13 protein-coding genes are annotated in these 14,191 nt (G+C 59.4%); 2 read left to right on the top strand and 11 right to left on the bottom strand.

Going from position 1 to position 14,191, the window contains the following annotated elements:
* The first annotated feature begins 49 nt into the window (after nucleotides 1-49).
* Nucleotides 50-694 carry a cAMP-activated global transcriptional regulator CRP gene (gene crp / locus ACYZTX_RS26960; protein ID WP_201116036.1) on the top strand — a complete coding sequence of 215 codons (645 nt, stop codon included), beginning with the start codon at nucleotides 50-52 and terminating at the stop codon, nucleotides 692-694.
* Here crp and ACYZTX_RS26965 read toward each other — a convergent pair.
* The 4 genes from ACYZTX_RS26965 to ACYZTX_RS26980 all read right to left on the bottom strand — a co-directional run bounded on the left by ACYZTX_RS26965 (nucleotide 691) and on the right by ACYZTX_RS26980 (nucleotide 3,976).
* Complete coding sequence (locus tag ACYZTX_RS26965) at nucleotides 691-1,392, bottom strand: lipoate--protein ligase family protein (protein ID WP_462036568.1); 702 nt, start codon at nucleotides 1,390-1,392, stop codon at nucleotides 691-693. The genes crp and ACYZTX_RS26965 overlap by 4 nt on opposite strands.
* Nucleotides 1,393-1,490: 98 nt before the next feature.
* A complete protein-coding gene (gene trpC, locus ACYZTX_RS26970) occupies nucleotides 1,491-2,327 on the bottom strand; it encodes an indole-3-glycerol phosphate synthase TrpC (protein WP_462036569.1) in 837 nt (278 codons plus the stop codon).
* Nucleotides 2,324-3,373, bottom strand: a complete 1,050-nt coding sequence (gene trpD, locus ACYZTX_RS26975; RefSeq protein ID WP_462036570.1) for an anthranilate phosphoribosyltransferase — start codon at nucleotides 3,371-3,373, stop codon at nucleotides 2,324-2,326. The genes trpC and trpD overlap by 4 nt, the downstream gene beginning before the upstream one ends.
* 9 nt (nucleotides 3,374-3,382) lie before the next feature.
* Complete coding sequence (locus tag ACYZTX_RS26980; RefSeq protein ID WP_157713839.1) at nucleotides 3,383-3,976, bottom strand: aminodeoxychorismate/anthranilate synthase component II; 594 nt, start codon at nucleotides 3,974-3,976, stop codon at nucleotides 3,383-3,385.
* A gap of 407 nt (nucleotides 3,977-4,383) precedes the next feature.
* Between ACYZTX_RS26980 and estP the strand changes: the two genes are divergently transcribed.
* Nucleotides 4,384-6,291, top strand: coding sequence for an esterase EstP (estP, locus tag ACYZTX_RS26985; protein WP_462036571.1), 1,908 nt, complete (start codon nucleotides 4,384-4,386; stop codon nucleotides 6,289-6,291).
* Nucleotides 6,292-6,372: 81 nt separating this feature from the next.
* On the opposite strand, the gene trpE is transcribed toward estP, so the two are convergent.
* From trpE to ACYZTX_RS27020, 7 genes are all read right to left on the bottom strand, one after another.
* Nucleotides 6,373-7,854: an anthranilate synthase component I gene (gene trpE, locus ACYZTX_RS26990; protein ID WP_462036572.1), complete on the bottom strand. Its 1,482-nt coding sequence runs from the start codon at nucleotides 7,852-7,854 to the stop codon at nucleotides 6,373-6,375.
* A 71-nt stretch (nucleotides 7,855-7,925) separates the two neighbouring features.
* Nucleotides 7,926-8,744 carry a phosphoglycolate phosphatase gene (locus ACYZTX_RS26995; protein WP_462036573.1) on the bottom strand — a complete coding sequence of 273 codons (819 nt, stop codon included), beginning with the start codon at nucleotides 8,742-8,744 and terminating at the stop codon, nucleotides 7,926-7,928.
* Nucleotides 8,741-9,415: a ribulose-phosphate 3-epimerase gene (gene rpe / locus ACYZTX_RS27000; RefSeq protein ID WP_008027088.1), complete on the bottom strand. Its 675-nt coding sequence runs from the start codon at nucleotides 9,413-9,415 to the stop codon at nucleotides 8,741-8,743. The genes ACYZTX_RS26995 and rpe overlap by 4 nt, the downstream gene beginning before the upstream one ends.
* A 79-nt stretch (nucleotides 9,416-9,494) precedes the next feature.
* A complete protein-coding gene (locus ACYZTX_RS27005; protein WP_462036574.1) occupies nucleotides 9,495-10,643 on the bottom strand; it encodes an iron-containing alcohol dehydrogenase in 1,149 nt (382 codons plus the stop codon).
* 220 nt (nucleotides 10,644-10,863) lie between these two features.
* Nucleotides 10,864-11,688 carry an ABC transporter permease gene (locus tag ACYZTX_RS27010; protein WP_462036575.1) on the bottom strand — a complete coding sequence of 275 codons (825 nt, stop codon included), beginning with the start codon at nucleotides 11,686-11,688 and terminating at the stop codon, nucleotides 10,864-10,866.
* 13 nt (nucleotides 11,689-11,701) lie between these two features.
* Nucleotides 11,702-12,949, bottom strand: coding sequence for an ABC transporter permease (locus tag ACYZTX_RS27015; RefSeq protein WP_134420430.1), 1,248 nt, complete (start codon nucleotides 12,947-12,949; stop codon nucleotides 11,702-11,704).
* Nucleotides 12,950-13,128: 179 nt separating this feature from the next.
* Nucleotides 13,129-14,172, bottom strand: a complete 1,044-nt coding sequence (locus ACYZTX_RS27020) for an ABC transporter substrate-binding protein (protein ID WP_462036576.1) — start codon at nucleotides 14,170-14,172, stop codon at nucleotides 13,129-13,131.
* Between the last annotated feature and the right edge of the window lie 19 nt (nucleotides 14,173-14,191).

Consider the following 14,191-nt stretch of genomic DNA (forward strand, 5'->3'; position numbering starts at 1 on the left):
TATTCATAAAAAAACCAAACATACCGCGCAGTCTTTTCGGGATACAACCATGGTTGCTATTGCCCCCACACCCAAAATCAAGAACCTCGACAAGCTGCTGATGCACTGCCAGCGCCGGCGTTATGCGGCCAAGAGCAACATCATTTGTGCCGGCGACCGCTCGGACACGCTGTTCTTCATCATCAAAGGCTCGGTCACCATCCTGATCGAGGATGACGACGGCCGCGAAATGATCATCGCTTATCTGAACTCCGGCGACTTTTTCGGCGAGCTGGGCCTGTTCGAACAGGCCGGCCTGGAACAGGAACGCAGCGCCTGGGTGCGCGCGAAGATCGAATGCGAAGTCGCGGAGATCAGCTACGCGAAGTTCCGCGAGTTATCTCAACAGGATCCGGACATTCTTTACGTGCTCAGCGGACAAATCGCACAGCGTCTGCGCAACACCACGCGCAAAGTCGGTGATCTGGCGTTCTTCGATGTCACCGGTCGCGTTGCGCGCTGCCTGCTGGAACTGTGCAAACAGCCGGATGCCATGACCCACCCGGACGGCATGCAGATAAAGGTAACCCGCCAGGAAATCGGGCGGATTGTCGGTTGTTCACGTGAGATGGTCGGTCGCGTACTCAAGGATCTGGAAGAACGCAACCTGGTGGACGTCAAAGGCAAGACCATGGTGGTCTTCGGTACGCGCTAAGCCCTGAACATGTCTGCCAGCAACTGGCGGTACAACGAGTCGAGTCGCTCCAACGCATCAGGTGCTGCATATTTTTCATGCAAGGCGATGTGGCTCTCGGCGCGAACTCGCTGCTCCAGGCCACAGGCTTCATTGAAACGGTTGACCGCCGCAACCATCGACTCACGCTCGTTATCGAGCAACAACGCACCGTGCACCAACCCTACAGGACGCGCACCGCCCTTGCTCTGACGCCAGCGCTGAGCAGTGCCAACCATCTTGCGACCATCGAGATTGACGTTGAATCGGCCATCGCAAAACGCGCCATCAATTTCGCCCAGGGACGAAACGCCGCCCAACTCATCAAGCAGCTGACACATCGGGTCGCAGAGTCGGCGATAAGCGGTTTCGATCCGGTTCTGGTCACCCTCGTTACGCGGTGGCGCGTAGACCAGCGCGATATTGATGGTTGAGGCCGATTGCGGCACCGGTTCACCGCCGGTTTCACGCAATAACACCGGCCAACCCGCCGCAGCCGATACCTCGCACGCGGCCTCGAACCCAGGCAGGCGATTCAACCGTCGCGGCATGACCAGCGCCCGATCACTGGGTTGCCAGAACAGCAGACCAAACTCCGAATCGCCGGTGCACACATGGGCCAACAGATCCTGTTCGGCGAGCAGGCCGGCTTCGACGGTCAGAGAGATTGGCTGAGGCATGGATAACTCCGTAAGACATGAAGTCTTTGGGGTACTTGATGGCCTCTTCGCGGGCAAGCCCGCTCCCACAGGGGATCGGGTTGCCTGCGAAGATGTTTTCAGTCGAGGGTCAAGCCGCTGACCGGACCGCCGCGCTCAGGAAAGAACAGACGCTGCAGTTCGGTGCCCGGGCTTTCGGCGCGCATGAATGCTTCGCCAACCAGGAATGCGTACACATCACTAATTTCCATCAGCTCAACATCAGCCCGGTTGAGAATGCCACTTTCGGTGATCACCAAGCGATCACGCGGGATACGTGGCAACAGGTCGAGTGTGGTTTCCAGACTGACGTCGAAGGTATGCAGGTTGCGGTTGTTGACGCCCACCAGCGGCGTGTCGAGGGTTTTCAAGGCCCGCTCCAGCTCGTCGCCGTCGTGGACTTCTACCAACACATCGAGGCCGACGCTTTTGGCCACGGCCGCCAGCTCAGCCATTTTCACGTCGTCCAGTGCGGAGACAATCAGCAGCACGCAGTCGGCGCCCAACGCTCGGGCTTCAATGATCTGGTACGGATCGATCATGAAATCCTTGCGGATCACCGGCAAACTGCACGCCGCACGAGCCTGTTGCAGATACGCATCGGCGCCCTGGAAGTAATCGATATCAGTGAGCACCGAGAGACAGGTCGCGCCGCCCTTCTCGTAACTCTTGGCGATGTCGGCAGGAACGAAGTTCTCGCGAATCACGCCTTTGCTCGGTGAAGCTTTCTTGATTTCAGCAATGACCGCTGGCTGCTTGAGCTTGGCCTGAGCCATCAATGCCTTGGCAAAACCACGGGGTGCATCGGCCGCCTTGGCCAGACTTTCCAGCTCCGCCAGGCTAACGCGAGCGCTACGCTCGGCGACTTCCTGGACTTTGCGGGCCAGAATGTTTTCCAGAACCGTCGGTACACTCATCCCTCATTCTCCACTTTGAATACCGCGGTAAATGCACCCAACTCCTCCAGTTTTTCCCGAGCGAGGCCTGTGTGCAGCGCATCGTGCGCCAGGGCAACGCCTTCTTTCAAACTGCTGGCATGGTCGGCGGCGTACAGCGCGGCCCCGGCATTGAGCATAATCATTTCCGCGGCTTTCTGACCGTTCTCGGTCTTGCGCTTGCCCAGGGCATCGCGAATCAGTTCCAGGGAGGCCGCCGGGCTATCCACCGCCAGGCCGTGCAGGCTCTGGCTCTTCATGCCCAAGTCTTCTGGTTCGACCCAGTACTCGGTGATCTGGTCATCCTTCAATTCCGCCACAAAGGTTGGCGCCGCCAGACTGAATTCGTCCAGGCCATCCTTCGAGTGCACCACCAGCACGTGTTTGCTGCCCAGACGCTGCAAGACTTCGGCCAATGGCCGGCACAACGCCTGATTGAACACGCCCACCACCTGATGTTTCACGCCGGCCGGATTCGTAAGCGGGCCGAGCATGTTGAACAAGGTGCGCAAACCCAGCTCCCGGCGCGGGCCGGCGGCGTGCTTCATGGCACTGTGGTGGGTCTGGGCGAACATGAAACCGATGCCGACGTTATCGATGCAGCGTGCTACCTGAACCGACGTCAGGTTCAAGTAGATACCGGCCGCCTCCAGCAGGTCGGCGCTGCCGCTTTTGCCCGAGACCGCACGGTTACCGTGTTTGGCGACGGTGCAACCGGCCGCGGCGACCACGAACGAGGAAGCGGTCGACACGTTGAAGATATTGGCACCGTCACCACCGGTACCGACCACATCAACAACACCGTCGAGGGTCTTGAGTTCGACCTTGTCCGCCAGCTCGCGCATGACCGACACGGCGCCCACGATCTCATCGATGCTTTCGCTCTTCATGCGCATGGCCATCATGAACGCGCCGATCTGCGCGTCCGTGCATTGACCGGTCATGATTTCGCGCATCACGTCGCGCATCTCATCGGTGCTGAGGTCGAGCTGTTCGACGATACGGCTCAGGGCTGTCTTGATATTCATGAAAAGTCCTTAGCGCGTGCCGCCGGTTTGTTTGAGGAAGTTAGCGAACAGCTCGTGTCCCTGTTCGGTGAGGATCGACTCAGGGTGAAACTGCACGCCTTCGATGTTCAGTGTCTTGTGGCGCAGCCCCATGATCTCGTCGACCGAGCCGTCTTCAAGCTGGGTCCAGGCGGTCAGCTCAAGGCAATCGGGCAGGGTTTCGCGTTTGACGATCAGTGAATGATAGCGGGTGACCGTCAGCGGATGGTTCAGGCCTTCGAAAACGCCCTTGTCCTCGTGGAACACCGGGCTGGTTTTGCCGTGCATGACCTGGCGGGCGCGAACCACATCGCCGCCAAAGGCCTGGCCGATGGACTGATGGCCCAGGCAGACGCCGAGAATCGGCAGTTTGCCGGCGAAATGTTTGATCGCTTCAATCGATATGCCGGCTTCAGTCGGCGTGCAAGGACCGGGGGAAACGACAATCCGCTCAGGGTTGAGGGCTTCGATTTCGGCGATGGTGAGCTCATCGTTGCGCACGACTTTGACCTGGGAGCCGAGTTCACCGAGGTACTGCACAACGTTGTAGGTAAAAGAGTCGTAGTTATCGATCATCAGCAACATGGCTTAAGAACCTCTTGAATTCACTGACTTTAAATACTGCCTTCGAATGATTTACCCGCAGCGTCCAGCACTTTGTCAGTCGCTGGAGTCGCGCTGCAAAGCGGTTTGTCTTACGGGTAAAGAAGGCAAAGCGGTAAAGATCCGGCCGGGCCGGCAGAAGGATTCAGGCGCGCCAACGCCAACGGGCGTGTGCCTTGATGACTTGATCCAGAAGTTTGCTGACGATCAACACGGGGGAAGGTCTCATTTATACGTCTTGGCACAGTAACTTAGCTGGGCAGAGCGTGCAATATGGGGCGATCGAAGCGCGTAAAACAATCGACGGGTTCGCGCCGAACGGCAACAGGCTCTATAGTTTTTTGGCACTATCGTTTTGCTCACTACAACAATAACAAACGGACTTGCTCATGATCAGACAGACGTTGGCTGTACCGCTTGCCGGCTGCTTGCTCGCTATGGCCTGCACCCAGGCGATCGCGGCGCCCAACCCCTATTCGAATTTCATCGTCTTCGGCGATAGTCTCAACGATGCCGGGCAGTTTACCGACACGGGCGGCCCTCCCGGCTCGACCCTGCGCTTCACCAACCGGACCGGACCGGTTTACCAGAACGGCAGCGGCGAAGTCTATTCCGCCAACTCGACCCAACTGCTGGGTGAAAGGCTCGGGTTTTCACCGGATCAGACGGCCGCTTCAACCTCGGCGGCGCGTGCGAACCAGGGCCTGCCGGACGGTAATAACTGGGCCGTTGGCGGATATCGCACCGACCAGATCCTCACCTCGATCACCAGCGTATCCGCCACGGGTGAACGCACGCGTTCGGGCTATCTGCCGACAAACAACTTCAGCGCCGATCCGAATGCGCTGTATTACATTTCCGGGGGTGGTAACGATTTTCTTCAGGGCCGTGTACAAAGTGGCGCTCAGGCAAATGCCGCTGCGGATCGACTGGCCAACAGCGTCCAGGTTCTGCAGACCGCCGGCGCCCGGTACATCGTGGTATGGCTGCTGCCCGACCTGGGCTTGACACCCGCCATCAATGGCACGCCCCAGCAGACACCCACCTCACTACTGAGCTCTGCCTTCAACCGGCAACTGGTCACCCGTCTCGCGGGGATCGATGCCGAAATCATCCCGCTGAACATTCCGTTGCTGTTGCAGGAAACCTTCGCCGATCCGGCTCGATTCGGTTTTGCTACAGGCCAGAACCTGACGGCGACCTGTTTCAGCGGTAACAGCTGCACCGAAAACCCTACGTATGGCATCAACAGTGCCACGCCGGACCCCAGCAAGCTGATTTATAACGATGGGGTTCATCCGACTGAAGCCGGGCAGAAACTGATTTCCGACTACGCCTATTCCTTACTGGCTGCGCCTTGGGAGCTGACGTTGTTGCCGGAAATGGCCCACGCTACCTTGCGTGCGCACCAGGATGAACTGCGCAGCCAATGGCAATCGGACTGGGATAACTGGCAAGCGATCGGCCAATGGCGTGCCATTGTCGCCGGTGGAGGTCAGCATCTGGATGTCGATAGCCAAAGCAGCGGCGCCAGCGCCGACGGCGACGGTTACAACCTGAACATCGGCGGCAGCTATCGTCTCAATGACGCCTGGCGCGTCGGTGTGGCGGCGGGTTTCTATCGTCAGAACCTGGAAGCAGGTAATAACGATTCGGACTACGAACTCAACAGCTACCTGGCCACCGCCTTCGCCCAGTTCCAGCAGAATCGTTGGTGGGCCGATGCCGCGTTGACCGGCGGCAAGCTGGATTACGACAACCTCAAACGCAAATTCGACCTGGGTGCCAGCGAAGGTGCGGAGAAAGGCGATACCGATGGCTATCTGTGGGCCTTCAGCACACGGGTTGGCTTCGACATTGCGCAACCAGGCAGCGAGTGGCACCTGTCGCCGTTCATCAGCGCCGATTACGCGAAAGTGGAAGTCGACGGTTATTCGGAAAACAGCACTCGCTCCACAGCGCTGACTTTTGATGACCAGAAACGCGATTCAAAACGTCTGGGCGCCGGTCTGCAGGGTAAGTATCAGATCACCACGCAGACTCAAGTGTTCGGCGAATACGCGTATGAGCGTGAATACGAGGATGACACTCAGAAAGTAAACATCGCGCTCAACAGCCTGCCGTCCCTGGACTTCAAACTGGACGGCTATACACCGCAAAGCCACTTGAATCGCGTGAGCCTGGGGGTCAGCCACAAGCTGACGGCCGATTTGGCGCTGCGCGGTGGGTATACGTTCCGCAAGGATGATGACTTTACCCAGCAAGGGCTTACCGTTGGGGTTGCGCTGGACTTCTGATCCGGCAATCAGCAGGCAAAAAAAAACGCGGCGCCCTCACAGGTGCCGCGTTTTTTATGGTGGTGAGGTCTTGGTGGAAACTCAGCTTTCCGGGGTTTGTTCAGCCAGGGCTACGGCGCGGAACATCGCGCGGCGCTTGTTCAGGGTCTCTTCCCATTCCAGCGCCGGCACCGAGTCGGCAACGATGCCACCACCGGCCTGCACGTGCAGTTCGCCGTTCTTGATCACTGCTGTGCGGATCGCGATCGCAGTGTCCATGTTGCCGTTCCAGGCGAAGTAGCCGACGGCGCCGCCGTAGACACCACGCTTGACCGGTTCCAGTTCGTCGATGATTTCCATCGCGCGGATTTTCGGTGCGCCGGACAACGTGCCCGCCGGCAGAATCGCGCGCAGTGCGTCCATCGCCGTCAGCCCGGCCTTCAGTTGACCAGTGACGTTGGAAACGATGTGCATCACGTTGGAATAACGCTCGATGACCATCTTCTCGGTGAGTTTCACCGAACCGATTTCCGAGACCCGACCTGTGTCGTTACGGCCCAGGTCGATCAGCATCAAGTGCTCGGCGATTTCCTTGTCGTCGGACAGCAGGTCTTTTTCCAGCGCCAGGTCAGCCTCTTCGTTGGCCCCGCGTGGGCGAGTGCCGGCAATCGGGCGCACGGTGATCAGGTTGTCTTCGACCCGCACCAGCACCTCAGGCGAACTGCCGACGACGTGGAAGTCGCCGAAGTTGAAGAAGTACATATAAGGCGTCGGGTTGAAGCAACGCAGCGCCCGGTACAGATCAATCGGCGCGGCCTTGAAGTCAATCGACATGCGCTGGGACGGCACGACCTGCATGCAGTCACCGGCCAGGATGTATTCCTTGATGGTATCGACGGCTTTTTCGTAATCGTCCTGGGTGAAGCTCGAACGAAAGACCGGATCAGCAGACTGTTGTTTGCTGAAATCCAGGCCACGGCGCGGGGTGATCGGTTGACGGAGTTTTTCCAGCAGCTCTTCCAGTCGTGCCTGACCTTGCTCGAAGGCATCTGCTTGCGACGGATCGGCCAGAACAATCGCGTGCATCTTGCCGGCGAGGTTGTCGAACACCACCACCGCGTCGGAAACCATCAGCAGAATGTCCGGCACGCCCAATGGATCCGGGTTCGGGCATTTGCCTAGACGCTTTTCTACATACCGCACGCAGTCGTAACCGAAGTAACCCACCAGACCGCCATTGAAGCGCGGCAGGCCAGGGATAGTCGGCACGTTGTAGCGGGCTTTGAATTCTTCGACGAAAGCCAGCGGATCTTCAGCCTCATGACTTTCGATCTCGACGCCATCGTGGGTCACGCTGATTTGATGGTCGTGAACCCGCAGCACGGTGCGGCACGGCAGGCCGATGATCGAGTAACGGCCCCACTTCTCCCCGCCCTGTACCGATTCGAGCAGGTAGGAGTTGGGCTCGTCGGCCAGTTTCAGGTAGATCGACAGCGGTGTGTCGAAGTCGGCCAGGGTTTCGCAGGCAAGCGGGATGCGGTTGTAGCCGGCAGCGGCCAAACGCAGGAATTCTTCGCGGATCATGGGGTAGCCTCGTGGCTTGAGGGTCTAACAGTCAGGTATGCAAACGCGCCGGTAGGCCGGCCAGGAACAAGTCAGGCGCGCCAACGCCAGCGGGCCAGGGCCTTGATGACTTTCATCCAGAGTTTGCGAGTGACCACCACGATGGCGTTTCCAGAAGGGGGTTGAACAGCGTTGGCCAACGTTATCTCAGCGGCCGGATCCAGGCAACCGCGAATTAACTTGCGCAGATCGTCGATCACCAGCGCCGGCGACTCTTCGGCAATCGGCCGGCCGTGGTTATAGCCGTAACTGAGCGCCACGCATTTGACCCCCGCCGCTTTCGCCGCCAGCACATCGCTGCGCGAATCGCCGACAAATAACGATTGAGACGCGGGAATGTTGGCCATTTTCATCACAAAAAACAGCGCCGCAGGGTCGGGCTTTTTCTGTGGCAGTGTGTCGCCGCCGATGATCCATTTGAAGTAACGACCGATTTTCATCTGATCCAGCAGCGGCGCGACGAAACGCTCCGGCTTGTTGGTGATCAGCGCCATCTCTACACCCTGCTTGTGCAGCCATTTCAGGGTGTCGCGCACGCCGGGGTAAACCACCGTCAGCGCGTGACCGTCCTCATAAAAGCCGTTGAACAACGCCAGGGCATGCTCGGCTTCAACATCATCGACACCCTCGGCGTCGATGTGGTTGGCCAAGGCCCGGCGCACCAACAGGTGCACGCCGTTGCCCACCCACTCACGCACCGATTCGATGCCAGCAGGTTGACGCCCGAGTTTGAGCAGCATGTTATCCACAGCCGCTGCGAGGTCGGGGACCGAATCGACCAGCGTGCCATCCAGATCGAACATCACCAACCGCGGCAGAGACCCCGGGAACAGCTGCTCAAAGCCACTCATGGACGGGCCAGCGCCAGTTCGGAACGCATCTTTTCAATCACCTCTTGGTAGTTCGGTGCATTGAAGATCGCCGAGCCGGCGACGAAGGTGTCGGCGCCAGCAGCGGCGATTTCACGAATATTGTTCACGTTCACGCCGCCGTCGATTTCCAGGCGGATGTCACGGCCGGAGGCATCGATCAGCGCCCGCGCTTCACGCAGCTTGTCGAGGGTGCCGGGGATGAACTTCTGCCCGCCGAAGCCCGGGTTGACGCTCATCAGCAGGATCATGTCGACCTTGTCCATCACGTACTTGAGCACGTCCAGCGGAGTCGCCGGATTGAACACCAGGCCCGACTTGCAACCGCCCTCGCGGATCAGTTGCAGGGAACGGTCTACATGCTGGCTGGCTTCCGGGTGGAAGGTGATGTAGGTCGCGCCGGCTTCGATGAAGTCACCGACGATGCGGTCCACCGGGCTGACCATCAGGTGTGCGTCGATCGGCGCAGTCACGCCGTACTTGCGCAGTGCGGCGCAGACCATCGGGCCGATGGTCAGGTTCGGCACGTAATGGTTGTCCATGACATCGAAGTGCACGAAGTCGGCACCGGCAGCCAGGACGTTGTCCACTTCTTCACCCAGGCGGGCGAAGTCGGCGGAGAGAATCGACGGAGCAATTACGAAGGGCTGCATGACGCACCTTTTTTGAGCAGAATCACGATGGCGCGCATTGTATACCTCATGCTTTGAAGCGCGCACCGTGGCGCGATAATCAGTAGGCCGCCCGGTAGATCTTCTCGATATCGACGGCACTCAATTTGCGCGGATTGTTGCGCATCAGACGCTCAATTCCCGCCGCTTCCACTGCCATGGCCGGGATGGCGTCCTCGGGAACGCCGAAACTGCGCAGGCCCGACGGGATTTCCACCGCAGCGCACAGCTCGGTCATCGCCTCGACGGCTTTGTCGGCCGCGTCGTTAGCGCTCAGATGAGCGGTCTTCACGCCCATGGCCTCGGCAATATCCTGCATGCGCTCCACGCAGGCCATTTTGTTCCAGGTCATGACATACGGCAGCAGCAAGGCATTGCTGACCCCGTGGGCAATGTTGAACCGCCCGCCCAGCGGATACGCCAATGCATGCACCGCCCCGACCCCGGCATTACCAAACGCCATACCGGCCATCAGGCTGGCGGTGGCCATGTCTTCGCGGGCTTGCAGGTTGGACGGATTGGCATAGGCCTTGGGCAGCGCCTTGGCGATGAGCTTGATGGCGCCGATGGCCAGCGCGTCGGTAATCGGTGAGGCGTTCAGCGACAGATAGGATTCGATGGCGTGCACCAGCGCATCGACGCCACTGGCGGCAGTGACACTGCGTGGGCAGGTCAGGGTCATTTGTGGACTGACCAGCGCCACGTCCGGTAACAGATAGTCGCTGACGATGCCTTTCTTCAGTTGCGCAACCTTGTCGGAGAGGATCGCCACGTTGGTGACTTCCGAGCCGGTGCCGGCGGTGGTCGGGATGGCGATCAACGGCGGACCTTTGCGCGGCACCTGATCGATGCCGAACAGATCCTCCAGCGCCCCGTGATAACCGGCGTAGGCCGCGACACTTTTGGCGATGTCGATGGCACTGCCGCCGCCCAGGCCGATCAATCCGTCGTGCCCGCCCTCGCGGTAGACCCGCATGCAATCTTCGACGATGGCGATTTCCGGGTCTGGCAGCACACGGTCGAATATTTCGTAGGTTCGATCGCCCAGCTGCGCCAGCGCCAGCTCGACCGTGCCGGACTTGACCAATGCGGCATCGGTGACGATCAGCGGGTTGTCGATGTCCAGGCGTGTCAATTCAGCCGCCAGTTGCTCGATGGCACCGGCGCCGGTGATCAGTTTGTGAGCGATTTTGAAAGAGGAAAGACTCATGTGCGCAGCCTCTTATAGATAGGGGAGCTGGGCACAAGAGTAGCTGGGGATTTGGGATTGTCTGCTATTCAAGCCGTGAATAACCCGAGATCCCGAAAGCACCAAAAATCCCCGTGGGAGCGAGCCTGCTCGCGAAAACGGACCGACATTCAACATCAATGTCGACTGATACACCGCATTCGCGAGCAGGCTCGCTCCCACATTGGATCGGTGTGTAGCTTTAGACCTGGGCGGTGCGCAGTTTCTCGCTGCGCCCACGCAGCCACTCCAGCGTCAGCAACAGGATCACCGAGAACGCGATCAGCAGCGTCGCAGCCGCCGCAATGGTCGGGCTGAGGTTTTCACGGATGCCGCTGAACATCTGCCGTGGCAAGGTCGCTTGTTCAGGACCGGCGAGGAACAGCGTCACTACCACTTCATCGAACGAGGTCGCAAAGGCGAACAGCGCACCGGAAATCACACCGGGTGCAATCAGCGGCAACGTCACTCGGCGGAACGCCGTCAGCGGCGAAGCCCCCAGGCTTGCAGCGGCGCGCACCAGGTTGTGGTTAAACCCCTGCAAGGTGGCCGATACGGTAATGATCACAAACGGCACGCCCAACACCGCATGCACCACGATCAGCGAGAAGAAGCTGTTGCCCAGGCCCAGCGGTGCAAAGAACAGATAACTCGCCACACCGATGATCACCACCGGCACCACCATCGGAGAAATCACCAGGGCCATGACCAGCGCCTTGCCCGGGAAATCACCTCGAGTCAGACCGATCGCCGCCAGCGTACCGAAGATCATCGCCAGCACCGTCGCCGCCGGGGCAACGATGACGCTGTTCCTCAACGCGCGCATCCATTCCGCCGAGGCGAAGAAGTCGTGATACCACTGCAGCGAGAAACCTTGCAGCGGGTACACCAGGAAGCTTCCGGAGTTGAACGACAGCGGAATGATCACCAACACCGGCAGAATCAGAAACAACAAAATCAAGCCGCAGAGAATCCGCAAGCTGTAGAACCACACCCGTTCAATGGGCGACATATAAGGACTCAGCATTTCGTTCTCCCCCTTAGCTCAGGCGCAGGCGACTGGCGCCCACCAGCCAGCTGTAAATCAGATAAAGCACCACGGTCGCCAACAGCAGCAGCCCACCGAGTGCGGTCGCCATGCCCCAGTTGATGCTGGTGTTGGTGTAGAAGGCGACGAAGTAACTGACCATCTGATCGTTTGGGCTGCCCAGCAAGGCCGGGGTGATGTAGTAGCCGATCGCGAGGATGAACACCAACAGGCAACCGGCGCCGACACCGGCATAGGTCTGCGGGAAGTACACCCGCCAGAAACTGGCGAAGGGGTGGCAGCCGAGGGAAATCGCGGCGCGCATGTAGGTGGGCGAAATACCTTTCATCACGCTGTAGATCGGCAGAATCATGAAGGGCAGCAGGATGTGCACCATGGAGATGTAAACCCCGGTGCGGTTGAACACCAGCTCCAGCGGTTTATCGATGATGCCCATGGCCATCAGACCACTGTTGATCAGTCCGCCCGATTGCAGCAGCACGATCCACGCAGCGACCCGCACCAGGATCGACGTCCAGAACGGCAGCAGCACCAGAATCATCAGCAGGTTGCTTTGCCGTGACGGCAGGTTCGCCAGCAGGTAGGCCAACGGATAAGCCAGTAGCAGGCAGATCACGGTGATGATCAGCCCCATCCAGAAGGTCCGGGCGAAGATGTCGAGGTAGATCGCTTGATCGGGTGTGGCCGGGGCGACTTCACCGAGGTCGTCGATCCGGTGATCGACCGCCGCCAGCAAGTAGTAAGGCGTGATGCTGCTGGTGTTGCGGCGCACGGCTTGCCAGTAGGCCGGGTCGCCCCAGCGCTCGTCGAGACCTTCCAGCGCTTCTTTATAGGAGGCCGGTTCGGTGGCGAACGGTAAGGCACGTGCAGTTTTGGTCAGCAGGCTGCGGTAGCCGGCCAACTCCATGTTCAAGCGCTTGGACAGGTCGCCCAAGGTCTGATTCTTGCGGGCCTCAGCGAGGTCTTCGCTGGCCGCCTTGTACACCGGTTCAGCGGGCAGGCCTCGGCCATCCCAACTGGCAATGGCCGCCACGGTGCGTGGCATGCCGCCGACTACTTCCGGGTTACCGACGCTTTTGTAGAGCAGCGCCACGATGGGCACCAGAAACACCAGCAACAAAAACAACACCAATGGCGCGATCAAAGCCTGGGCTTTCCAGCGGTTGATCCGCTCGGCGTGCTTGAGCCGCTGCTTCAAGGTGGGGTCGGTGCCCGCGTTCAGGGGAATGGCGGTGGCCATGGCGTACTCCGGAAATCTTTGAATGGGCGGCATCACCTAGAGTGATGCCGCATTGCATCAATGTACTTGAACAGACACCGGCCCCTGTAGGAGCTGGCGCAGCCTGCGATCTTTTGGCGGCGCCAAGACCGCTGAAGATCAAAAGATCGCAGCCTTCGGCAGCTCCTACAGGCGAAGGATTACTTCGCAGCCCAGGAATTGAAGCGCTGTTCCAGTTGCTCGCCGTTGTCAGCCCAGAAGCTGACGTCGATCTGCACCTGGTTGGCGATGTTTTCCGGGGTGGTCGGCATGTCTTTCAGGACATCCTTGGCCAGCAACGGTACGGCCTGGATGTTGGCAGGGCCGTAGGCGATGTTTTCCGAGTAGGTCTTCTGCTGCTGCGGCTGCACCGAGAATGCGATGAATTTCTTCGCCGCTTCAGCACGCGCCTTGTCCAGACCTTTTGGAATGGCCCATGCGTCGAAGTCGTAGATACCGCCGTTCCATACGACTTTCAGGTTGCTTTCTTTCTGCACGGCAGCGATCCGGCCGTTGTAGGCCGAACTCATGACCACATCACCGGAAGCGAGGTACTGCGGCGGTTGCGCGCCGGCTTCCCACCACTGGATGCTTGGCTTGAGTTCATCGAGTTTCTTGAACGCGCGATCCTGACCATCCTTACCGGCCAGCACTTTGTAGACGTCTTTCGGCGCGACGCCGTCGGCCATCAGAGCGAATTCGAGGGTGTACTTGGCGCCTTTACGCAGGCCGCGTTTACCCGGGAATTTCTTGGTGTCCCAGAAATCCACCCAGCTGGTCGGTGCGGATGCCAGCTTGTCGGCGTTGTAGGCCAACACGGTCGACCACACGAAGAAGCCCACACCGCATGGCTGGATGGCGCCTTTGACGTAGTCTTCGGATTTGCCGAACAGCGCCGGGTCGAGTTGCTCGAACATGTCTTCGTCGCAACCACGGGACAGTTCTGGCGATTCAACTTCCACCAGGTCCCAGGACACGCTCTTGGTATCGACCATGGCTTTGACCTTGGCCATTTCGCCGTTGTATTCGCCCGCCACGATCTTGCCGTTGCCTGCCGCTTCCCACGGTGCATAGAAGGCTTTGACCTGCGCTGCCTTGTTCGCCCCGCCAAAGGACACCACGGTCAGGTCCGGGCCCGCCGCCATTGCGTGTGCCGCACCGATCATGCCCATGACCAAAGCGGTGAATTTCAGGGATTTCAACATTTATATTGTTCTCCACGTG

This window comes from Pseudomonas sp. MDT1-17, from assembly GCF_054898105.1.